Below are 21,444 nucleotides of genomic sequence, written 5' to 3'. Positions count from 1 at the left end.
CCCGAACGACGCCACCGCTACGGCAGCGACGTGGCACCCGAACCCTCGATCAGCGGACCCCAGCGAGGCGAATATTCAGGGTGATCGACCACATGCGCCGCCACTTGCCGGCGCCGTCCACCGCGGCCGCCTCGTACTGCGAGGGATCGATGGTGCTCAGAGCCGCGAGGAAGATGATCATGCCCCAGCCGGCGTCCTTCCACACGGCCTGGGAGGTGACCAGCAGCAGGAACGTGTCCGGGTTGGTCATGATCTCGATCGGTTCCATGCCGTTGGCGCGCAGGATCCGGTTGATCAGGCCCGCACCGCCCAGGATCTGCTGGAAGATCGTCACCACCAGCACCCACGAGAAGAAGTGCGGCAGGTACACGATCGACTGGATGGTGGTGCGGATCCACGGGGTGAGCACCGAGTTCAGCAGAAGCGCCAGCGCGATCGGCACCGGGAAGAAGAACACCAGCTGGAAGCCGGTGATCATCAGGGTGTTGACCACCGCGTCCCAGAAGGCCGGGGTGCGGAACACCCGCTGGAAGTTCTCCCAGCCCGCCCAGGGGTTCTCGAACAGCGACACGTACGGCGAGTAGTGCTGCCAGGCGATGATGTTGCCGAACATCGGCACGTACATGAACACGATCATCAGCGCGACGGCGGGCAGCACCATCACCAGCAGCGGCCAGTCGCGGCGCAGGCGCTTGGACAGCGGGATCTTGCGCCGTTCGAGGCCGCTGCCGGATCCCTTGGAGCCCCGCTTCGATCGCCGGCCGACGTCGGCCCCCGGATCCCGCGCTGATCCCGGTCCTGCCCCCGACGGTGTCACGTCACCCGCCGGCGTGGTCGATGCGCTGCTCACTTCTCCAGCTCGTCGTAGATGCCCTGGTAGTACTCGCGCATCCGGTCACCGCCGTTGCTGCGCCAGGTCTCCACCGCGGCGTCGAAGTCGTCCATGGTCTTGCGGCCACGAACGATGTCCTTCTCCAGGTCGTACATGGGCTGGTCCAGGGAGGCGTACTCGGCGGGCTTGGGCACCTGCTGGCCGTAGAAGGGGCCCTCGACCATGTACTGGGTCTCCCCGGCCATCCACTCGCAGTACTCCTTCACGTGGTCCGGGTCGGTGAAGTCGTACTTCGCGACCGGGCCGGTGACCAGGGTGGACAGCACGCCGGGGTGCTCGTTGGCCAGTGCCTCGGTTGCCTCGGGAACACCGCCCTCGCCGCGCTCGAAGTGGGTGCCCTCCACGCCGAAGTTCACCAGCTCCCATTCCTTGGTGCCGAAGGGGGCGGCCAGGTAGTTGGCGATCCCCAGCAGCTCCTCGATGCGGGCGGTGTCGTCGGACTTCTTCAGGAAGCTGAAGAAGTTCGCGGCGCTGCCTTTGTAGCGGATCGGGTCGCCGCCGCTGGCGGACAGGCCGCTCATCGGCACCTGGCGGTAGTCCGGGTTGGAGGCCTGGACGCGCTTGGTGGACTCGCCCCAGGCACCCACACCGTCGTAGTGGATGGCGACCTGGCCGGACTCGAAGCGCTGCTTGGCGTCCCCGGTGTCGGCGGCGACGTCGGGGTGCACCAGGCCCTTCTCGAACAGCTGGATCTGGAACTCCAGGGCGTCGCGGTACTCCTGGGTCTCCCAGCGGTACACGAGCTTGCCGTCGTCGATGCGCCAGTCCGGCGGGGCACCGAACATCAGGTTCGGGGCGCCGGTGTTCATGTCGTTGGTGGCCCAGCGGTTCGCGCCCGGATCGGTGATCTCCTCGCACACCGCCAGGAACTCATCGGCGTTGGTGGGAGCCTCCAGGCCCAGCTCCTCGAAGATGTCACCGCGGTAGAAGATCGCATCGGTGACGATCTCGCCGGGCACCGGGATGCCGTACAGCTTGCCCTTGAACACGCCGAACTGCCAGGCGGCGGTGGGGAGGTTGGCGAGGTTCTTCCACTTGGAGATCTTGTCCCCGCCGATGAAGGGGGTGAGGTCCTGGAACACGGACTCCACGGCCTGGTCGAACCGGGCCGGGGGGTTCCAGCCGAACACCGAGACCCAGTCGGCCACGTCGTCCGGAGAGGCGAACACCGCGGCCTGCTTGTCGCGGTAGTCGTTGCCGGTGGTCATCTGGTACTCGAGCGTCGCGCCCAGGGCCTCGTCCAGGGCCTGGGTGTACGCGTTGCTGAGGTTCGACTTCACCGCGCTCCAGGTGGGCACCATCAGGGTGAAGGTGCTGCCGGAGCCGGGGGGCGCATCGACCGTCTGCGGGAGGTCCTGCGGGTAGGTGGTGTACCCGGGGGTGGAGCCGTTCACGCCGGGGATGTCGGGCTCGACGGCGGTCTGCTCGGTGTAGGTGGGCAGTTCCACCTCGGCGTTGGCGGCGACGTCCTCGGCCGCCTCCTCCTTCGGGTCACCGCCGCCACAGGCTGCGAGCGCCGGGAACGCGGCGCCGATGCCGAGGGCGCCCAGCAGCGCACGGCGGGAGGGGGTGAAACGTCGGGGGTCGGCGAGATCGTTCATGGGAAGGCTCCTCCGTCAAGGCCGGGGGCGGGCAGCTTCGCCCGCTCCGATGGGCCGGCCCCCGGGGGCGCACACGCCGGATTCCACGGAGGTTTATCGGTCCACTTCCTGGAAGGTTAGGCGAAATAGGCCACATTGGCCAAGGATGAGCACAGGACAGGCCTACCGGGGGGTCGAGAACCTCATAGCAGCGGCAGCAGTTCCTCCCACACGGCCCGCAGGATCTCCGCACCGGGTACGCCCTCGAGGTGCGAGGTGATCGCCACGCACGCATTCTGCTCGGGCAGGATCACGAGGAACTGGCCGAAGGCACCGTCGGCCCTCCAGGAGCCGGGCACCGTGCACTTCCACACCCCCAGGCCGTACTTCCCGCTCTCCGGTTCCGGGTCGCCGGTGGGCACCCAGGCGTCGTCGGCGTGCAGGGAGCGGATCCATGCGGCGGGCACCAGGCGTCGGCCCTCACCCGCGGCGCCATCGGGAGCAGTACCTTCCGCGGCAGCGCCATCAGGAGCAGCGGCCTCGCCGGCGGCGTCATCGGGCGCAGTGCCCTCGGCCAACAGCAGGGCCCCGATGCGGCTCATCTGCTCACTGGTCAGGTGCAGGCCGGTGGCACCCCAGGTGTACCCCTCCACGTCGGTGAACCACTGTGGGTTGCGAATGCCCAGCGGCTCGAACAGGCGCGGCATCAGCCAGTCGCGCATCGACTGCCCGGTGCGCTCGGTGATCACCCGGGACAGCATGAAGATCGACCCGTTGGAGTACACGAACCCGTCACCGGGTGCAGCGGAGAGGTCCGTGCCCAGGAAGTGATCGGTCAGGTGGGGATGCTCGCGCTCGTCATCGAGGAAGGCCGTGACAGGGGAACCCGAGGTCATGGTGAGCAGGTGCCGCAGCCGGATGCCGTCCACTCCCTCGCCGTAGCCACCCTCGGGGGCGGGCAGGTGGTCCACCAGCAGGTCGTCCAGGTCCAGCAGGCCCTCGTGCTGGGCGATGCCGATGGCGAGGGCCGTGACCGTCTTGGAGATGGAGTAGAGGTTCTCGGGGGTGTCGGCCCGGAACAGGTGGGACACGGTGGCCTGGCCCGGACGGATCACGTGGATGGCGCGTACGCCCAGGTGGCGCTCGGTGATGCGCTGGCGCAGCGGCACCAGCAGCAGCGTGTCGGGCACGGGGGTTGGGTTCGGGGCAGTAGCAGGGTCCGGAGCAGTGGCGGGGCGCGGAGCAGTGGCGGCGTCCTCAGATGTCGCGGGGTCAGCGGAGGTGACGGGGTCAGCGGAGGTGACGGAATCCGGAGCGGTGGCGGGGTCGGCGGGGCTCATGCCTCCGAGCCTAAAGGCGGCGCCCCGGACGCCACAGAGCCCAGATGCCATCGCCGAACCCAGATGCACCACCGAGCCTCCTGCCCCAGATGCACCACCGAGCCGCGGATTCTGGGGCTTATCCGCGCGAATACCCCGCAATATCCGCGTCTCGGTTGGCGGGAGCGCGTCGAGGGAGCGTCGAGGGCGAGTCCAGGGGGCGCCTCCAGGGGGCGCGTCGGGGGGCGTCGGGGGGGCGTCCAGGGGATGCGTCCAGGGGGTGACTCCAGGGCGCGCGCCCAGGGTGCACATCAGGCGTACGCCCGGGTACGCACCGGTCACGTCCCCGCCCAGATCCCCTACCTCAGTCTGTTGACCCCCGCACCGGCCACGCATCACACTGGCCTCAGCACAGCGATGTGCACCCTTCCCCGTTCGGCGGCACAGCGATGCGCCGCCGTCCCTGATCGAAAGGCGCGAGATGGAATCCGTCCGCCGCTATGTCTTCCCCATCGTGTGGATGCTGATCTTCGCCGTGATAGCCCTGGCGCTGGCCAAACTGGCGTTCTTCCCCGCGAACGCCGTGGCCGGCGAGGGCGACGAGCTCTACCCCACCGCCGAGTTCGACCAGTACGCGACCGTGGTCCCCGAGAGCGGCGACATCACCTCGACGATGGCCCTGGACGCGATCGTCCAGCCCGACGCCGGCACCCCGGTGCTCGCCAAGGCCTCCGGGGAGATCACCAAGATCTGGGTGAAGAACGGTGACACCGTGGCCAAGGGCGACCGCATCCTGCAGGTGCGGGTGCCGCAGGAACCGTCCATGCCCGAGGCTCCGGCCATCGGCTCCGATGCCGGGGAGGTGGGGCCTGATGGCGAGCCGATCGCCGCCCCGGCCCCCGCCGCGGACCCGTCGCCCGCCGTGGAGTACCTGTACCTGAACCTCACCGCCCCCGAGGCCGGGAAGATCACCGGCCTCACCCTCGCCGAATGGCAGGCCACCAGCGCAGGCGAACCGGTGGCGACCCTGTCCCCGGGCACCTACTCCATCGTCGCCGACCTCACCCCGGAGCAGCAGCTGGACCTGCTGGACACCGAGATCAAGGCCACCGCCGACCTGCCCACCGCGAAGGACGCCGTCCCCTGCGCCGCCCCCTCGATCATCGAGGACGAGAAGGTGGAGGAGCCCACCGCCCCCCAGCAGCCTGAAGACGCCGGCTTCGACATGCCCGGGATGGAGCCCGGAGGTTCGGGCATCTCCGCCGCTCAGCTGCGCTGCCCCGTGCCCGAGGGGACCAAGATCGTGCCTGGGCTGTCGGTGAAGGTCACGGTGGACCTGGGCTCCGCCAGCGGTGTGATGACCGTGCCCACCACGGCGGTGGAGGGCAACGGCACCGACGGCACCGTGTACGTGTTCGATGAGGCCACGGGCGAGCCCACCCCGGTTCCGGTCACGCTGGGCCTGCGCGGCGAGGGCGTGGTGCAGATCGTCGAGGGCCTGCAGGAGGGCCAGGAGATCCTGCAGTTTGTGCCCGGCGTGGACAACCCCGAGGGCGCCATGTTCGGCGGTGGGATGTGGTGACCGCACCCCACGAGGGACGCGCACCGCTGCTTAAGCTGCGGGGCCTCACCCGCTCGGTGCGCCTGCCCAGCCGGGAGATGCTGCACATCCTCCAGGGCGTGGACCTGACCGTGGACACGGGGGACCATGTGGCCGTCGTCGGCCGATCCGGGTCCGGCAAGACGACCCTGCTGAACCTGCTGGGGCTGATCGACCGGCAGACCACCGGGGAGCTGCTGTTCGACGGGCGCGACGTGTCGCGGCTGTCCGACGCCCGCCGGGCCCGGCTGCGCGGCGCCTCCATCGGCTTCGTGTTCCAGCAGTTCAACCTGCTGGAGCGGCGCACCGCGCTGGAGAACGTGATGATGCCGATGATGTACGGCACCGCCCGACAGTTCTGGCGTCGCGAGCGCTCGGCCATGGAGATGCTGGACCGCGTGGGCCTGGCCGACCGCGCCCACCAGCTGCCCACGCGGCTGTCCGGCGGTGAGCAGCAGCGGGTGGCGGTGGCACGGGCCCTGGTGCGTCGGCCCCGCCTGATCCTGGCCGATGAGCCCACCGGTGCGCTCGACGTCACGACCGGCGAGGCCGTGATGGCTCTGCTGGACGAGATCGCCCGCGACTCCGATGCCGCCCTGGTCACCATCACCCACGACCTGCAGGTCGCCGCCCTCTCTCAGCGCGCGTACCTGCTGGACGGGGGCGTGCTGCACCCAGTCACCAGCGACCATGCCCGCGAGGCACTGTCGGCCACCGTGGGCATCCGCTCCGGCCGCCGCGAGGTGGAGGACCTGGCCGAAGCGGGCGTCGGAGCGTCGACCCCGGCAGGTGTCGGAGCGTCGGCCCCCGCCGTCGAGGCCAGCCCGCGCGCGAGCGGTGACGCGGCATGGCCGGCCTGATCGCCCCCATCGTCGAGGCCTACGGCGAACTGCGGGTCAACAAGGGCCGCATCATGCTGGCACTGATCGGCGTGGCGCTGTCGGTGTTCATCCTGACCGCGGTGATGGGCGCCGGCGGCATGCTGGGCAGCGCCCTGGAGCAATCGGTGGAGAAGTCCGCCGGCCGCGCCTCCGTGGTGGGTGTGAACCACATGGGCGGAGGCGATCCGGAGCTCACGGCCGACGAGCGTGACGAGATCGTGCTGGAGCAGATCGACCGCCTGGGCATCGAGCACCGCACCCGCGTCATCAACACCGCCGTACGGGCACAGACCCGCCAGGGGGTGCAGACGATCGAGCTGCAAGGTGTGGACCCGGGCTACGCCGACATCTACCGGGTGCGTCCCGAGGCCGGACGGTGGATCGCCGACTCCGACCAGAACCGGCTGGCCCCCGCGATCGTGGTCAACCAGCCGGCGTACGAGCTGCTGGGCCGCCCCGCCATGGGCACCGAGCCCATCACCCTCTACGGGCAGAGCGGGAACCAGCAGGCCGTGCAGGCGGTGGTGATCGGGGTGCTCCCCGCCGATCCCACCACGGACTGGGGCCCCCGCGCGTACACCGCTGCGGGTAGCATCGACGAGATGCCGGGCATGGACCAGCCAGGGGCCATCATCGCGGAGTACCGGGCATGGGTGCCCCCGGAGCAGGCCGAGGCCGTGTCGAACCGGCTGACCCAGGTGCTGGCCGACACCCCGGCGGGGAGCTTCGGGGCAGGCCAGCACTCCGCCCCCATGGAGGGTTTCGAGGTGCTGCAGCAGGCGCTTATCGCAGTGGCGCTGGCGATCCTGCTGCTTGGCGCGATGGGCCTGGTGAACATCTCCCTGGTGACGGTGCGGTACCGGGTGCGGGAGATCGGCATCCGTCGCTCCTACGGTGCCACCGGCGGGCGGATCTTCTTCGGGGTGCTGATGGAATCGGTGGTGGCCACCGTGGTCGCCGGCGCGATCGGCGTGATGGGGGCCGTGGCCCTGGTCAAGGCCCCCTTCGTCACCGACTACTTCCGCGGCATCGGCCTGGTGGACCTGCCGCCGTTCCCCGTGGGCGCGGTGGTGACGGGACTCTTGGCCGCGACCCTGGTGGGTGTGCTGGCCGGCGCCCTGCCCGCGATCATCGCCACCCGCATCAAGGTGATCGACGCGATCCGGAGCTGAGGCGATCCCCCGCTGAGCCGTGCCGCCGCGTCGTACCGAGGCGGGGCCGAGGGGCCGGGGCCGATGACGGGCAACGAGCGACGAGCAACGGGCGACGAGCAACGGGCGACGAGCAACGGGCGACGGGCGACGGGCGATAAATCATGTGGCCGTGGCGGCCACAGCTGGCTACGGTCGACGCATGGCGAACTCCCTGATGGTCCGTGAGCACAGGGCCGATCCGACGGAACTGGTCCCCCTGCCCCAGCCGGTCGACCTTCGCGAGCTTCGGGAGCAGGACCTCGACGCGGCCGCAGGGGCATACCGGCTCAGCCATCACGGCTCCTCGTCCCAGATGACGATCGATGAGGCCACAGCCGACGTGCGCGCTGCCTGGCAGGGGGAGTACGGGCTGTGGTTGCCGGACGCCTCGCTCGGGGCGTGGCGGGGGGACGAACTGCTCGGCGCGGTCCTCACCGTCAGGGACGCCCCCTGGGACGATGCACCACCCGGACCGTTCATCGTTGACCTGTTCGTGATTCCCTCCGCGCGTCGACAGGGGATTGCCCGTGCTCTCGTCACTGCCGCTGTCGGTGCCGTACGCGAGCCGGTGGCCCTCCGAGTGGACGACACCGCGCCCGCAGCGCGTGCCCTCTACCTGCACCTCGGGTTCCGCGAGGTGGGGTGAGGCTGCACGTCTGTGGGGCGACGACGCGCGCCCCAGCGCAGCTCGGCCGGGGCGGCTCAGACCGCGACGATCGGCGGCAGCGGCTCGTCGGCCGCTCGGGTGACCGGCTCGGCGAGGGTGAGCCCGTCGCGTCGGCCGATGAGCACGCAGGCCACCGCGGTGCCCACGACCAGGGCCACGGCCCCAGCGATTCCACCGGCGAGCGCCGCGGAGGCGGACGCTCCGCCGGCCAGGGCCGCGTTCGAACTGCCCGGGGCGGCCGACGCCGCGACCATCGCCGCGGCGCCCGAACCGATACCGGTGCCCACCGCGAAGCCGGAGGTGAGGATGCCGACGACGGTCGTCGTGAGGGTGAGCAAGAAGGGCAGTTCGAGGCCGCCGCTCTTCCAGGCGAGGATGCCGGCGCAGGCGGCCAGGGTGAGGGCGGGAATCAGCACGGCGGCGCTCCATTCACGCCCGATCAGCACGATGCCCATCGCCGCGAGGATCGGGAGGACGGGGCTGCGCAGCCAGGTGCCGAGGGCCTGCATCACCAGTCCGCGCATCGTCAGTTCCAGGCCCGCCACCTGTAGGGGCGCGAGCACGGCGGTGACCAGTACCAGTGCGAGCACGGCACCGGTCGACGGGCCGGGCGCGTCAGGGCCCGCCTCCACCGGTACGAAGGATCCGGCCAGCGCGGCCACGCCCACCGTGATCACGCCGCCGGCGATGACGGCCAGCGCTGCAGGGGTCGAAAGGACGCTGCGGCGCTGGGCGGCCACCGAGAACGCGGTGCCGATGGGACGCCACCCGCCCGCGCGCACGCCGATCAGACCGGCCGGCAGCCACAGCGCACCCATCGCCAGAGCGAGGCCCACGTCCAGCGGGCTGGCGGGGTCGCCGCTGGTCACGCCCAGGGCGACGTTGACCCCGGGCACCAGGGCCAGCAGCAGCACCACGGTGACCAGCAGCGCGGACGCCATGATCACGTACGACGCGAAGGCGGCGAACACGGTCAGCAAAGGCTTGGACCATGCCGACCAGGGCTCGCGCAGGGTGGCCATGCGGTGGTACGCGGTCATGCTGCGCGCCGCGATGCGAGACGCTGGCGGCGCTGCTCGTGCTCACGGGCCTGGGCGGCGTGCGCCTGGGAGGCCGCAGCCGACAGGCCGAGGTCATCGATGGTGAGCGCCTTGGCCAGGGGTCCGAAGGGACGCTCGCTGGTCATGGTCGCGCCGGGGCCGACGTGGATCAGCTCTCCCGGGTCCATCAGGCGCCAGCCTGCGTCGTCGTCCATCGGCTCGCTGGCGATCACCACGGAGCGCACGTCCTGCAGGTCCTCGCTGTCCACGCGCAGGGAGTCGGAGGACTGCTCGAGGGGCTCTCGGGGATCAGCCGCGGTGGCGGAGCGCTCCAGCACCCACAGCTCGTTGGTGGCGGGAAGCCGCACGGCGATCAGTTCGTCCCCGCGCATGGCGAGCAGGTTCACGGAGTACACGGGCACGTTGCGGCAGATCCAGTCCAGCGCTGCCACCACCCCGTCGTGCAGGTCGTCGCCGTGGGCGGCGACCTCGCCGGTGACCAGGGCGGCCATCCATTCGCTGTCGGTGGTGCCGTGCACGTGGTGGGCCGTGCCCAGCTGCCGCACGCGCTGCTTCATGCCGGGGGTGACCTCGAGGACCCCGTTGTGGGCGGTGACGATGCCGTCCTGCACGAAGGGGTGGGTGTTCTCAGTGGTGTGCTGGGTGCCGCTGGACAGTCGCACGTGCGCGATCATCGAGCGGGTGCGCACCTGCTGCGCGATCCGGCCGAAGCGCTCGGACGCGTAGGCGGCGATGGGTCGCTTCCTGACCTGCACCTGCCCCGTTGCCTCGTCCACCCAGGCGAGGCCGGTGCCGTCCGCGTTGAAGCGGGACTGGTTCACCAGGGAGTAGGGGGCATCCGTCAGCCACATCTGGGCGGTGACGGGCTGGTCGGCGTGGAGAGCGAAGAGTCGGCACATGTCGGCGTCCACTGTAGGTGGCGGGCGCTGGGACCGCAGTGAGCACGGTTACTGGCGGGGCATTCTGACTCGCAGGTCACGTGGGGGCAGGTGCGAGGTGCAGGGAGGCGCTCCAGGGTATTCCTCGCACCCCCTCGCACCGTTGGGCCACACGTCCCACGCCCCCGCGGCCCCTCGCGCCCCACGCCTCCGCGGCACCCCTCGCACCGAGACGCGTATTTTAGGGCCTATTCGAGCCCATACCCCCCAAGATCAACGGCTCGGTGGGACCAGGCTGGGTGAGAAGGGGTTGTCTCCACACGGTGGGGCCAGGCGGGGTGCGGCGACCTCACCATGGGGAGGAACCCTACGATGACCTTCTGACCAGGGCACTGGGGACTACTCGGCATACCGGATTGGGCCTTGTTCGACGATGGCGCCATGCCCCGCCACCCGACTCCACTCCCCCCGTCGCTCGAGTACCCCGTATTCACTGCCACTGAGGCCGTCCGGCACGGCGTGACTCGTGACCGGCTGAACGCCAGTGACCTCATCGCGATCGCGCGGGGGCTGTACGGGCAGCGCGACGAACTGCACACCGAGGTCGACATCCTGTCCGCGTACTGCCGCGCCGATCCCGAAGTCTTCGCCCATGGACTCAGCGCGGCGCGCTACTGGGGCCTCCCGCTCCCGCAGAATCTCCAGACTGCTCTCGCCCCGGCGAAGCCTTCCACCTACCCCTTGGACAGGCCGCCCATGACGAAGTCGGCCTCGCCCACGAACGCTCTTCCGGCCGAGATTTCCGATGCAGCGCCGCCACCGGATCGTCGACTCCACCTCGCTGCGCCCGATCGTCGGCGCACCAGCAATGCCCTCGTGCGATGGGGTGAACACAGGCGGGAGGATGAGGACATCGTCGCGATCGGCGATCTCCGCCTCACGACCCACACGCGCACCCTTGTGGACCTGGCGGCGGTTCTTCGGCGTGACCTCCTTGTCCAGATCGGGGATCACCTGGTTCGGCGTCCTCGGTACTGGGCGGAGAAACGCAGGAGTCCCTACGCCACGCTCGGCCAGCTGCGTGACCTGGCGAGCGCCTCGTCCGGTCGTGGCGCAAGGACGTTGCGCGAGGCCGTAGAGCTGATGCGGGTGGGCAGCGACTCTCCAGCAGAGACGCGCCTGCGCCTGGCGCTGGTTCGTGCCGGCCTGCCGGAGCCGCTGGCGAATGTGCGGGCCTACGAAGGGACGATGGACCTGGGCGAACCCGATCTTCACTGGCCACAGTGGCGAGTTGCTCTCGAACATGAAGGTCCTGGCCACCTGGACCGCAGACAGCTGGCCAAGGACATCCGCCGAGGCGACCTGCGCCGTGATCACGGTTGGATCGAGGTGCGCACCACCGCCGGCGACCTAAGGGATGGCTGCTGGGAGGCGGTGTGTCGAGTGGCCGTGGCTCTGCGTCGGCAGGGGTGGAGGGGTGAGGTGCACCAGATATCGCACGGGTGAAGCTGCGTCATATCGCAAGGGTGAAGCGTCGTCGCAGGGTCCGCGCCGAAAGACCCAGAGCCCTGCGGCCCCGCAGCTCCCCGTTGCTGGGAGATTACGACCCTGAGCCCTACGGCCCCACAGCTCCACGGTGTTGGGAGATCGAGCCGCGTCGTTTGCGGTGAATGACGCTGGGATACGCCCCAAAAACGACGGCTCGGCGGAAGGGCGGGGCAGGGCAGGAAGGGCAGGGCGGGGCAGGGCAGGGCAGAGCGGGGAAGATCCTGGCCTTCGTCGGCGTTGGGTGGTGATCGTGAGCGAGAGAATCCACCGGACCATCGGCATCCTGGGCGCAGGGAAGGTGGGCACCGTCCTGGCGCGCCTGGCCGTCGCCGCAGGCCACGACGTCCTGATCGCAGGCTCCGGCGACCCCGGGAAGATCGAGCTGATCGTGCAGATCCTTGCTCCCGGTGCGCGTGCGGTCACTGCACGCGAGGCCGCCGAGCAGGCCGACATCGTGATCCTGGCTCTGCCGCTGGGCAAGTACGCCTCGATCCCGGCCGACGCCCTGGACGGCAAGCTCGTCATCGACGCCATGAACTACTGGTGGGAGACCGACGGCGAGAACGAGGAGTTCTCCGACCCGTCGGCCTCCACCAGCGAGTTCATCCAGGAGAAGCTGCCCGGCGCCACCGTGGTGAAGGCGCTGAACCACATGGGCTACCACGACCTGGAGGACCTGGCTCGGCCGCGGCAGGGTTCGGGGGTCGACGGGGCCACAGCGGGCGCGGACACCTCGGGGACCGACGGTGTCGCGGCCGGTGCAGCCCCCACGAGGGCCGAGGGGGCGAGGGCCACCGCGACCGGGCAGGACACCGAGCCCAGGGCAGCGATCGCCATCGCCGGTCCCTCCCCGCACGCCGAGATCGTCGCGGAGTTCATCGACGAGCTAGGCTTCGATCCCCTGGTGATCGGCCCGCTCGCCGAGGGGGTGCGCCTGCAGCCCTATGCGGAGGCGTTCGGGGCGAACATCGATGCCGTCGCCCTGCGCGCCATGATCGACCACTTCCCGGAGACCGACCGGGGTCGCCTGGTGCTCACCGCACGTGGAGCGACGGCCGAGGGGTAAGGGTCGAGGGCAGGCCCTCGGAGCCCCGCTCCCTTGGTCGAGGGCAGGCCCTCGGAGCCCCGCTCCCTTGGTCGAGGGCAGGCCCTCGGAGCCCCGCTCCCTTGGTCGAGGGCAGGCCCTCGGAGCCCCGCTCCCTTGGTCGAGGGCAGGCCTGCGGAGGTCCGCTCCCTAGGATGAACACGACGCCGGACTTCTGATCATCGGCGCATCACCGACCCGGGAGGTCCCCCAATGGCACGGATCCTCGTCGTGGAGGACAGCCCCGACGTGCACCGCCTGCTGGTCGACACCCTGAGCGCCGAGGGCCACCAGGTGCACGGTGTGCACGACGGCCTGCAGGCACGCGAGGTGCTCGCCGCCGGATCGCCCGCAGCGGCGGGGCCGAGAACTGCCGTGCCCCCGACGGTCGCGACGGCACACGCCCCGCCGTTCGACCTGGTGGTGCTGGACCTGATGCTCCCGCACGTCGACGGGTCGGTGCTGCTGGCCGAGTTCCGTCGGCACTCGGACCTGCCGGTGCTGGTGCTCAGCGCGAAGGACGCCGTGTACACGAAGGTGGACGTGCTGCGCCTGGGGGCCGACGACTACGTGACCAAGCCCTTCGACCTGGAGGAGCTGACCGCTCGTGTGGAGGTGCTGCTGCGCCGCTCCGCTCCCCCGGACCGCCCCGCACCCCGGCTGGTCCACGGTGACCTGGTCGTGGACCCTCAGCACGCCCGGGCGACCCGGGGCGACCGGGAGCTGGAGCTGACGGCGACCGAGTTCCGGATCCTCGAGCTGCTGATGACGCAGCCCGGCCGGGTGCTGTCGCGGCCGACGATCTACGAGGCGGTCTGGGAGGAGCCGTTCGTCGCCGACGACGCCGCGGTCAAGACGCACCTGTCGAACCTGCGCACCAAGCTGCGCGCCGTCGGGCCGGACGAGGACCCGATCGAGACGGTGTGGGGCCTGGGCTACCGGATGCGCGCACTGCCGACGGGCGCCTGAGCACCGCGACCGCCCAGGGGTCCGGGGTGCTGGCTCAGGTTCTGGCCCCGGGATGCACGACGCGGATCTTCACGCAATCCTGACCTCTTGGTGCCCGGTCCCGACGGCCACCTGACCTCGTCCTCGTAGGTTCGACGCATCGGCCCGCCACCACGGGCCCTGCCCACCCGAGGAGGAGGACGCATGAGCGAGGACGTACTGGTCACTCGCGGCCTGACGAAGCGCTACGGCGATCACGAGGCCGTCTCGTCGGTCGATCTGCGGCTGCGTCGAGGCCGCGTGTACGGACTGATCGGCCGCAACGGCGCCGGCAAGACCACGTTGATGCGTCTGGTCACGGGGCTCAGCATCCCCACTGCCGGCAGCATCGAGCTGTTCGGCTCCGGTGCTGGTGCGCCCCGGCAGGAGGACCTGGCCCGCATGGGGTCGCTGATCGAGTCCCCGCCGCTGCACGGCGGGATGACGGCGCAGCAGAACATGCGGATCCACCGGTTGCTGCGCGGTGTGCCGGACAGCGCCGTGGAGGAGCGTCTGCTCGCGCAGGTGGGCCTGGCCGACACCGGCCGGAAGAAGGTCAAGAACTTCTCGCTGGGGATGCGTCAGCGTCTGGGCATCGCGCTGGCGCTGATCGCGGAGCCGGAGCTGCTGGTGCTGGACGAACCGGTCAACGGTCTGGACCCGCAGGGGGTGGTGGAGGTGCGCCGCCTGATCCGTGACCTCGCCGCGGAGCGCGGCATCACCGTGCTGATCTCCAGCCACAACTTGCCCGAGCTGTTCCAGACGGCGAGCGACTACATCATCGTCGACGGCGGCCGGGTGAAGCGCACCCTGACGCTGGAGGAGCTCGAGCAGCAGACCCAGCGGTCCCTCGAGATCGCCGCCGAGGACACCGAGCACCTGGTCACCGTGCTGGAACGGGATCTGCCGGAGGTCCCGTTCACGGTGATGCCGGACCGCACGGTGCGCCTGCACGACCGTACCGAGCACCCCGATCAGGTGCTGCGCACCCTGGTGGCCGCCGACGTGTGGCCCACCCGCCTGGCCCGCGAGGGCGAGAGCCTCGAGTCCTTCTTCCTGTCCGTCATCGGAGGTGACCGGTCATGATCAACCAGCTTCGTGCCCAGCTCTACATGGTCCGCCACGGCCTGACCGTGCCGCTGTGCCTGTTGGCCTGCGCCGTCGCGGCGGCCTTCTACATGGTGCTGCAGCATCAGCTGGCCACCGGGTCCCTGGGGCCGGCGGAGGCCAACGGGGTGGCCGGTCTCAGCGACGTCATGTTCGTGTCGCTGCTGGGGTCCCTGATCTACGGGGCGGTGGTCTCCCTGCCCTTCGAGACGCGGTCGGTGCACAACGCGCTGCTGGCGGCGGACCGCGCCACGGTCGTCACGGCGACCACGGTCATCGCGGCGCTGTCCGTGACCGCCCTGTCCCTCCCCTACGGATTGGCGGCGCTGCTGGCCCGCGCGACCGGGGAGGACTTCACCCCCGCGGTCCCCACACCGTTCTCCGCGTTGGCAGCGCAGACGGGCGAGCTGACGGGCTCCGAGGTGGGCGCGATCATCACCGTGACCCTGACCAGCGCGGTGCTGACGGCGGCGAAGCTGTCGGTGTGCCTGCCGCTGGCGTTCTGGCTCAAGCGCCCGCTGGTGGTGATGGCGGCAGGGTTCGCCTGGGGCTTCGTGGCGGACCTGCTAGGCGGGGCGGCGGCCGACGTCGCCGGCCTTGACGTCCTGGTGCGCCTGACCCCGTTCTCCTCCGAGCACACCCCGGCGCCGGGGTCCACGGGCGGGGAGATGCTGGCGGCGGTCGCGGTGTCGCTGGTGTTCCTGGCGCTGATGGGTCTCGCCTCGTGGCTGGTACTGCGCCGGGCCGACATAAAGTGAGGCCCACGCAGCGTCGGAGGGAGCACCCGTGGTGATCGCCCTCGTCGTGGTGCTCGCGGTGCTGCTGGTGGTGGTGACCGCCTACCTGGTGGTGCTGGTCCGGCAGATCCGTGCGGTCTCGGACCAGCTGGGGCATCGTCTGGTCGACGAGCGGCACGGCGCGGTGACGCTCGCGCTGGTCAACCGGGACCTCGAGCAGCTGGTCTCCCGCATCAACGACACCGTGCGCCGGTCGGAGGAGGCCTCCACGCGGGCCCTGCGCGAGGAGCGCCGGTTCCGCTCCTTCATCGCCGATGTGTCCCATGACCTGCGCACGCCGTTGACCACGGTCCAGGGGCACCTGCAGCTGATCGCCCGCGCCGACCTCGACCCCGCGCAGCGCGAGCAGCTGGAGCGGGCACGACGAAATGCCGCCGAGCTGGGGGCGCTGGTGGAGCGGCTGTACGAGTACACCTATCTGCTGGAGGAGGAGGCTCCTGTGGAGCCGGTCGATCTGGACGTGGGGGTCCTGGTCGGCGAGTACCTGCTGCGCATGGCGGCCGAGCTGGAGGGGGCCGGCCTCGATGTGCGGTTCGAGCCGCCGTCGGCCCTGCTGCTGCGCACAGACCAGGCGCTGCTGACGCGGATCGTGCAGAACCTGCTGCGCAATGCGGTCCAGCACGGCCGGGAGGTGCTCGAGGTGCGGCTGGTCCCGGTCGCGGAGCAGGGCATGGGAGGTGCTGTCGCACTGGAGGTGTCGAACCGGGTGGTACCGGGCACCGAGCTGGACACCCAGCGACTGTTCGAGCGGTTCTACACCGCCGATCGTTCCCGGTCCGGCCGCACCAGCGGACTGGGCCTGTCGATCGTGAAGGTGCTGACCAGCCAGTTGAACGGCGAGGTGGCAGCACACCAGGAGGGTGACCGTCTCACGCTGACAGTCACCCTCCCGGCCCTTCCAGGTCCCAGCGACTGAGCACTCAGCCGACGGGGACCACTGCCGATTCGCGATGCTCCGGGGACCGGTGCTGATCGGCGGCGGGAGCCGGCGCCACACCAGCCGACCGGGACCCGTGCCGGTGCAGGGTGCCCCGCGTCGGCTCCCAGATCCGCAGGCCCTCGCGGCGGGAGTACCACCACCACAGACCAGCGGTCATCAGCAGCATCGGCACGGTGAAGAACAGCAGCGCGATGGGCGGCACCGCGCCCTGCGCGAGCGGTTCGGACATGAACGGGGCGAGCAGGAACAGCGTCCAGTTGTTGGCCACGTGCAGCAGGATCGGCAGCTCCAGGCCACCCGTCTTCCAGGCCAGCAGGCCCATCGTGATGGCGAACAGGGCGATGTCGATCTGACCGACCCAGTCGTAGCCGTGGCTGACCATGAACAGCGGCACCGGGATCAGGATCCCCCACACCGGAGAGCGCAGCCAGGTGCCGAACACCTGGAGCGGCAGGGCGCGGAAGGCGTACTCCTCGCCGGCGGCCTGCAGCGGCACCACCAGCACGATGATCACGGCGGCGGCGATGACTGGCGCGGTGAGAGCCGGCATCTCCAGGGGCGTGGTGCCCATCACCACGGTGCCTCCCACGTTCAGCAGCAGGTACAGCGGCACGATCACCATGGCCGCTCTGCCCAGCAGTGCCCAGCGGAAGCGCCCACGCACGGAGTTCGCCATCCCCACGCGACCGTAGGCGACGCGGGTGGCCAGCAGCACCGCGGGCATCATCAGTGCGATGACGCCAAGGCCGACGACCATGTCCATGGGGTTGCGGGGATCACCCATCGACTCGCTGAATGCCAGGGACGGCTGCGCAAGGGTCAGGAGGAACACGCCGATGACCGGCACCAGCACCATGAGCACGTAGGAGACGGCGAACACCGCCAGCGCCACCAATGGACGCCACCAGTAATGCGGACGCGGGATCGCGCGGGCGGCGCGGTGGAACGGCTGCGCCATGCGCGGGGCGGTCGGGACGGGGTCGGCGTAGGGGGTGGTCACGGCATCAGCGGTGGGCAAGGCATCAGCGGTGCGCACGGCATCAGCGGTGCGCACGCCAGGGGTGGTCACGGCATCAGCGGTGCGCACGGTGGTCGAGGTGCTCATCGGGGCCTCCTTGATCGAAAGGGTTCGCGGTCTGCGATGACTCCACCCTCCCGCGCACACACCCTGGCCCGGATCGACCGGATGGACTGGACCGGGGACCCGATCGGCTCGCGTCGCCATCAGCCAGATGGTCGATCCCCCACGACATAGGTCTCCGTAGGCTGTGGTGCATGCCCGATTCCCCTGTCGCGAGCACTCCTGTGCCTCCGCCCGCCGATGCCTCGGCGCGCACACCGACAGGCGCGACGGCCCCCTCACCGCCAGCACCCACCCTGACCCGCGACGACTGCGTCCTTGGCTGGTGGCCGTTGCCGAGTCCCTCGGTGCCGTACTGTTCGGCACTCTCCTGCTGCTGCTCTCCTTCGGGACCGTGCTCGCGGAGTTCGCCGACAACCCGCCTGACGGGCTGGTGGCCCTGCACCTCGGTGATCTGCTGATCGGCCTGCTCATCGGGGTGCTGATCGGGCCGCTGCGATTCCTGGCGCACACCCGCACCGGCACTGCCCTGCACCTCCTGGCGGTCACCCTGTCAGGGTTCAGCCTGGCCGGCCTGCCGGCCGGCCTGATCGCGCTGTACCGCCTGGGCCGGAAGCGCCGGCTGTGGCTGGACCTGTGCGCGATCGCGCTGCTCCTCGCGGCGACGCTGGGGCTGCTGTCGCTGGACTCGATGGCGCGCGGCACCGGGGCGGACGGCACCTGGAGCATCACGGTGATCATCAGCATCGCGATCGCGGTGACCGCGCTGGTGCTGGGAAGACTCTCCGGGACCCGGGCGGCACTGGTGGCATCACTTCGACAGCAGGCCGAGGCCGCGGAGCGGGAGCGCATCGCCGCCGAGCAGGCCCGGGAGGCGGCAGAGCACGCCCGGGCATCGGCCGAGCAGGCTCGCGCCTCGATGGAGCGGGCCCGGGCATCGGCTGAGGCGCAGATGCGAGCGGAGGAGCGCACGGCCATCGCCCGCGACATGCACGACAGCGTCTCCCATCACCTGGCGACGATCGCCATGCATGCCGGGGCCATGAGCTACCGCACGGACCTCCCGCCGGAGCAGCTGCGGTCCATCGCCACGACCGTGCGCGATGCGGCCCAGCAGGCCAATGCCGAGCTGCGGGAGGTGCTGGTGGCGCTGCGCTCCGACGAGGGATCCCAGCCACTGGCCACCGCTCCGGCGCTGCAGGACATCGTCGACCGGGCCCGACTGCGGGGTCAGCCGGTGACGCTGACCTGGAAGGACGTCGACGCGGAGGCGCTGGACCGACGGGGCCGGTCCACCGTCGTCGCCCTCTCCCGCGTCCTCACAGAGATGATCACCAACGCGGCCAAGCACGCTCCCGGCGCGCCGTTGACGGTCCTCCTTCACCGGCGCGAGGACCGGCTCGTCATGACCGCGGTGAACCCTCACCCGTCGACCGACTCGACGGCACCGGCCGATGCTGCCGATGACTTAGCCGGCCCCGTGCTGTCCACCGGGCATGGGCTGATCGGGCTCCAGGAACGGGCACGCCTGCTGGGTGGCGACGTCCGCATCGAGGACGACGGGACCACGTTCCGCGTGGAAGCATGGATGCCATGGTGACCAGCGACGACACCCCTCCCCCCGCGGACGGCTCACAGAGACGCGAACACCCGGGGGACCACGAGCGCCTCAGCGACCATGAACCCCGCCCACCGGAGGGTCCCTCTCGTACCCGCGTGCTGCTGGTGGACGACGAGGCACTGATGCGTGCCGGCCTCCGGCTGATGATCGACGGTGCCGAGGGCATCGAGGTGGTGGGCGAGGCATCCGACGGCCAGGAGGGCCTCGGCCAGGCCCGCGACCTGCAGCCTGACGTGATCCTGATGGATGTGCGGATGCCGCGTATGGACGGCATCGAGGCGGTGCGGGCTCTGCGCGAGCAGGGTTCCACGGCCCGAGTGGTGATGCTGACCGCCTTCGACACCGACGAGTTCCTGCTGGATGCGCTGCGCGCCGGAGCCGTGTCGTTCCTGCTGAAGGACACCCCGCCGGAGCAGGTGGTCGCCGCGGTGCTCGACGCCGCCCATGACCGGGCCCGCTTCTCCCCCGAGGTGCTGGCGCGTCTGGTGCGGCTGGCGTCCGCAGGGCCGGGCGCCGGCGACGGCGGCGCCCATGCCGACGACGCATCGGGCCGGCCCGCGCCTGCTCCCCCGGGCATCACCGAGCGCGAGTGGCAGGTGGGACGCCTGGTGGCCCGCGGCATGACCAACCAGGAGATTTGCGAGGAGCTGTACCTGAGCCTCGCCACCGTGAAGACCCACCTGGGACGGCTGTTCGACAAGCTGCAGGTCACCAACCGGGTCCAGCTCGCCATCCGGGTGCTGGAGCTGGAAGGCTGATGCCATGACCCCTGCCCCCGCCATGGATCTCGACGCCGCCCTGGGCCGCGCCAGGATGCTGTTCTCGATGCTGTCGTCCCCGAAGCTGCGCGCTGCCCTCGGCGAGCGCCTCACGGGAGGGGAACGTCCCGCCGGGACGGAGAATCCTGTCGGAACACAGGACAGCCGCCCCGACGGGCCCCTGGCCCGCATCGACTGGCTGCAGGCGGACGGGCAGGTGGATGCCCCGCTGCTGCGCGAGGTGGTCGATGCCCTCAGCCTGATGCGCTCCTCGGACGCCATCCTGGAGGTGCCCCGGCTGGAATCCCTCCCTCCACGGGAGGTCGACCGGATCGCAGCCTCGGGCCGCATCGCCCGCATGGTGTTCGAGCGACTCGGAGCCGACGGTGCACTCAGCGAGGCGGAGCTGAACGCAGGGATCTCGATGATCGCGCCGGACCCGGCGCTGGTGCGGCGGGATGCGGTGGACTCGGGTGTCCTGGAGCGCTCGCCCGACGGCGGTCGTTACCGCCTCGCGTGACCCGTACGCCCGCATGACCCGTACCCCACAGTACCGACGGGTCCGCAGGTCATGGCCGACAACGGGACCGATTCTGGCGGATCCACATGATCAGGGCGATGACGGTACCTACAACGATGCAGAGTTCAGCGACGACCAGTTTGCGGAAGGTGTCCGTCTGGCCCCCGTACGGGCGGTACTCATCGATAAGCACGTAGGCCCCAGCAGCCGCCAAAAGGAAGATCATGCCGAAGGCGAACCCCACCTTGACCTTCGTCCACGTCGTGAATCCGCCCGGCTCGGGGACTGTGGCAGGGGCATCGGCCTCGACGAAGTGGGACCGCCAATGCGTGTCGTCGTCCGTGGGGGCGTCGTCGTCCGCGGGGGTGTCGTGATCGATCTTCCGGTCGTCGTCGGCCTCCCAGTGGCCGTCCGTCGCGCGGTCGCTGTCGACCTCCCGGTCGTCGTTCGGCGTCATGCCTGGACCTTTCGCAGCGCGGTCCGTCGTTGCTCCGTGACCGTCATCGACGTGTCAGCGCGCGCACCGTGCGGATCACGGAGAAGATGCGCCTCCAGGACACTCTCCTGGCCCTTTGATCGTCCGATCGAAGGAGGGCAACAGTGGCTCGGGCGCATGCTGCTCGGGGCCGAAATGCGTGCGCCACCCATCATCCAGCGCGTCCTCGCGCCCCGATCCGAAGTCCCCGCCCGGGAGGAACTCCGGTTCGGGCCCGTCCAGCGGGGACCTCTCGGCCCCGTAGTACGGATTGCCGATCGGTCCTGATGGCCCCAGATCCCTTAGTCCCATGCGGATGACCGTAAAGGCGCAGGCCCACCGCCGACCAGAGCTAGACGCATCGGAGCCTCAGCCTGGGGGACTGCCTGCTGCGCTGCTGCGCTGCGGATGCCCGCACCCCTACCAGCCCAGGGGCTCGCTGAACGCTTTGGCGA

General features: G+C 70.4%; 20 protein-coding genes. 13 read left to right on the top strand and 7 right to left on the bottom strand.

Annotation, left to right across the window (positions count from 1 at the left end):
* Positions 1-49: 49 nt before the first annotated feature.
* The 3 genes from JOD52_RS00100 to JOD52_RS00090 all read right to left on the bottom strand — a co-directional run bounded on the left by JOD52_RS00100 (position 50) and on the right by JOD52_RS00090 (position 3,812).
* The gene (locus JOD52_RS00100) at positions 50-850 is read right to left on the bottom strand and encodes an ABC transporter permease (protein ID WP_338124027.1); all 801 of its coding nucleotides are present in this window, start codon (positions 848-850) and stop codon (positions 50-52) included.
* Positions 847-2,493 carry a type 2 periplasmic-binding domain-containing protein gene (locus JOD52_RS00095; protein ID WP_204408387.1) on the bottom strand — a complete coding sequence of 549 codons (1,647 nt, stop codon included), beginning with the start codon at positions 2,491-2,493 and terminating at the stop codon, positions 847-849. The genes JOD52_RS00100 and JOD52_RS00095 overlap by 4 nt, the downstream gene beginning before the upstream one ends.
* Positions 2,494-2,675: 182 nt before the next feature.
* Entirely contained in the window at positions 2,676-3,812 is a 1,137-nt protein-coding gene (locus tag JOD52_RS00090) for a serine hydrolase domain-containing protein (protein ID WP_017823352.1), read from the bottom strand.
* Positions 3,813-4,272: 460 nt separating this feature from the next.
* Between JOD52_RS00090 and JOD52_RS00085 the strand changes: the two genes are divergently transcribed.
* The 4 genes from JOD52_RS00085 (at position 4,273) to JOD52_RS00070 (ending at position 8,111) form a co-directional block, all read left to right on the top strand.
* Complete coding sequence (locus JOD52_RS00085; RefSeq protein WP_204408386.1) at positions 4,273-5,373, top strand: efflux RND transporter periplasmic adaptor subunit; 1,101 nt, start codon at positions 4,273-4,275, stop codon at positions 5,371-5,373.
* Complete coding sequence (locus JOD52_RS00080; protein WP_204408385.1) at positions 5,367-6,251, top strand: ATP-binding cassette domain-containing protein; 885 nt, start codon at positions 5,367-5,369, stop codon at positions 6,249-6,251. The genes JOD52_RS00085 and JOD52_RS00080 overlap by 7 nt, the downstream gene beginning before the upstream one ends.
* The gene (locus JOD52_RS00075; RefSeq protein ID WP_204408384.1) at positions 6,239-7,444 is read left to right on the top strand and encodes an ABC transporter permease; all 1,206 of its coding nucleotides are present in this window, start codon (positions 6,239-6,241) and stop codon (positions 7,442-7,444) included. The genes JOD52_RS00080 and JOD52_RS00075 overlap by 13 nt, the downstream gene beginning before the upstream one ends.
* Positions 7,445-7,625: 181 nt before the next feature.
* Positions 7,626-8,111, top strand: a complete 486-nt coding sequence (locus JOD52_RS00070) for a GNAT family N-acetyltransferase (protein ID WP_204408383.1) — start codon at positions 7,626-7,628, stop codon at positions 8,109-8,111.
* Positions 8,112-8,167: 56 nt separating this feature from the next.
* On the opposite strand, the gene JOD52_RS00065 is transcribed toward JOD52_RS00070, so the two are convergent.
* Together JOD52_RS00065 and JOD52_RS00060 are read right to left on the bottom strand one after the other, a co-directional pair.
* Positions 8,168-9,172, bottom strand: coding sequence for a CAAX protease (locus tag JOD52_RS00065; protein WP_204408382.1), 1,005 nt, complete (start codon positions 9,170-9,172; stop codon positions 8,168-8,170).
* Complete coding sequence (locus JOD52_RS00060) at positions 9,169-10,092, bottom strand: class II glutamine amidotransferase (protein WP_204408381.1); 924 nt, start codon at positions 10,090-10,092, stop codon at positions 9,169-9,171. The genes JOD52_RS00065 and JOD52_RS00060 overlap by 4 nt, the downstream gene beginning before the upstream one ends.
* 420 nt (positions 10,093-10,512) lie before the next feature.
* Between JOD52_RS00060 and JOD52_RS00055 the strand changes: the two genes are divergently transcribed.
* The 6 genes from JOD52_RS00055 to JOD52_RS00030 all read left to right on the top strand — a co-directional run bounded on the left by JOD52_RS00055 (position 10,513) and on the right by JOD52_RS00030 (position 16,510).
* Positions 10,513-11,577 carry a hypothetical protein gene (locus tag JOD52_RS00055; protein WP_204408380.1) on the top strand — a complete coding sequence of 355 codons (1,065 nt, stop codon included), beginning with the start codon at positions 10,513-10,515 and terminating at the stop codon, positions 11,575-11,577.
* Between the two features lie 292 nt (positions 11,578-11,869).
* Positions 11,870-12,685 carry an NAD(P)-binding domain-containing protein gene (locus tag JOD52_RS16850; protein ID WP_259884583.1) on the top strand — a complete coding sequence of 272 codons (816 nt, stop codon included), beginning with the start codon at positions 11,870-11,872 and terminating at the stop codon, positions 12,683-12,685.
* 231 nt (positions 12,686-12,916) lie between these two features.
* Positions 12,917-13,672, top strand: a complete 756-nt coding sequence (locus tag JOD52_RS00045; RefSeq protein WP_204408379.1) for a response regulator transcription factor — start codon at positions 12,917-12,919, stop codon at positions 13,670-13,672.
* Between the two features lie 183 nt (positions 13,673-13,855).
* Complete coding sequence (locus tag JOD52_RS00040; protein WP_204408378.1) at positions 13,856-14,776, top strand: ATP-binding cassette domain-containing protein; 921 nt, start codon at positions 13,856-13,858, stop codon at positions 14,774-14,776.
* Positions 14,773-15,555: a hypothetical protein gene (locus tag JOD52_RS00035; protein WP_204408377.1), complete on the top strand. Its 783-nt coding sequence runs from the start codon at positions 14,773-14,775 to the stop codon at positions 15,553-15,555. The genes JOD52_RS00040 and JOD52_RS00035 overlap by 4 nt, the downstream gene beginning before the upstream one ends.
* Before the next feature lie 28 nt (positions 15,556-15,583).
* The gene (locus JOD52_RS00030; RefSeq protein ID WP_204408376.1) at positions 15,584-16,510 is read left to right on the top strand and encodes an ATP-binding protein; all 927 of its coding nucleotides are present in this window, start codon (positions 15,584-15,586) and stop codon (positions 16,508-16,510) included.
* A gap of 4 nt (positions 16,511-16,514) precedes the next feature.
* Here JOD52_RS00030 and JOD52_RS00025 read toward each other — a convergent pair whose 3' ends face one another.
* Positions 16,515-17,639: a CPBP family intramembrane glutamic endopeptidase gene (locus JOD52_RS00025; protein ID WP_204408375.1), complete on the bottom strand. Its 1,125-nt coding sequence runs from the start codon at positions 17,637-17,639 to the stop codon at positions 16,515-16,517.
* Positions 17,640-17,940: 301 nt separating this feature from the next.
* On the opposite strand from JOD52_RS00025, the gene JOD52_RS17655 reads away from it, so the two are divergent.
* The 3 genes from JOD52_RS17655 to JOD52_RS00010 are packed head-to-tail and all read left to right on the top strand — an operon-like array spanning position 17,941 to position 20,514.
* Positions 17,941-19,215, top strand: coding sequence for a histidine kinase (locus JOD52_RS17655; protein WP_204408374.1), 1,275 nt, complete (start codon positions 17,941-17,943; stop codon positions 19,213-19,215).
* Positions 19,209-19,994 (top strand): response regulator transcription factor, encoded by a 786-nt coding sequence (locus JOD52_RS00015; RefSeq protein WP_239551658.1) that lies wholly within the window; start codon positions 19,209-19,211, stop codon positions 19,992-19,994. Before JOD52_RS17655 ends, JOD52_RS00015 begins: the two co-directional genes overlap by 7 nt.
* A gap of 4 nt (positions 19,995-19,998) precedes the next feature.
* Positions 19,999-20,514: a DUF2087 domain-containing protein gene (locus tag JOD52_RS00010; RefSeq protein ID WP_204408372.1), complete on the top strand. Its 516-nt coding sequence runs from the start codon at positions 19,999-20,001 to the stop codon at positions 20,512-20,514.
* 49 nt (positions 20,515-20,563) lie between these two features.
* Here JOD52_RS00010 and JOD52_RS00005 read toward each other — a convergent pair whose 3' ends face one another.
* Positions 20,564-20,971 (bottom strand): hypothetical protein, encoded by a 408-nt coding sequence (locus tag JOD52_RS00005; protein WP_204408371.1) that lies wholly within the window; start codon positions 20,969-20,971, stop codon positions 20,564-20,566.
* Positions 20,972-21,444 lie beyond the last annotated feature (473 nt).

Source organism: Brachybacterium muris (assembly GCF_016907455.1).
In the GTDB taxonomy this organism is placed as follows: Bacteria; Actinomycetota; Actinomycetes; order Actinomycetales; family Dermabacteraceae; genus Brachybacterium; species Brachybacterium muris.
The sequence above is the reverse complement of the archived record's forward strand: the minus strand, read 5'-3'. Positions and strand labels throughout refer to the sequence as shown.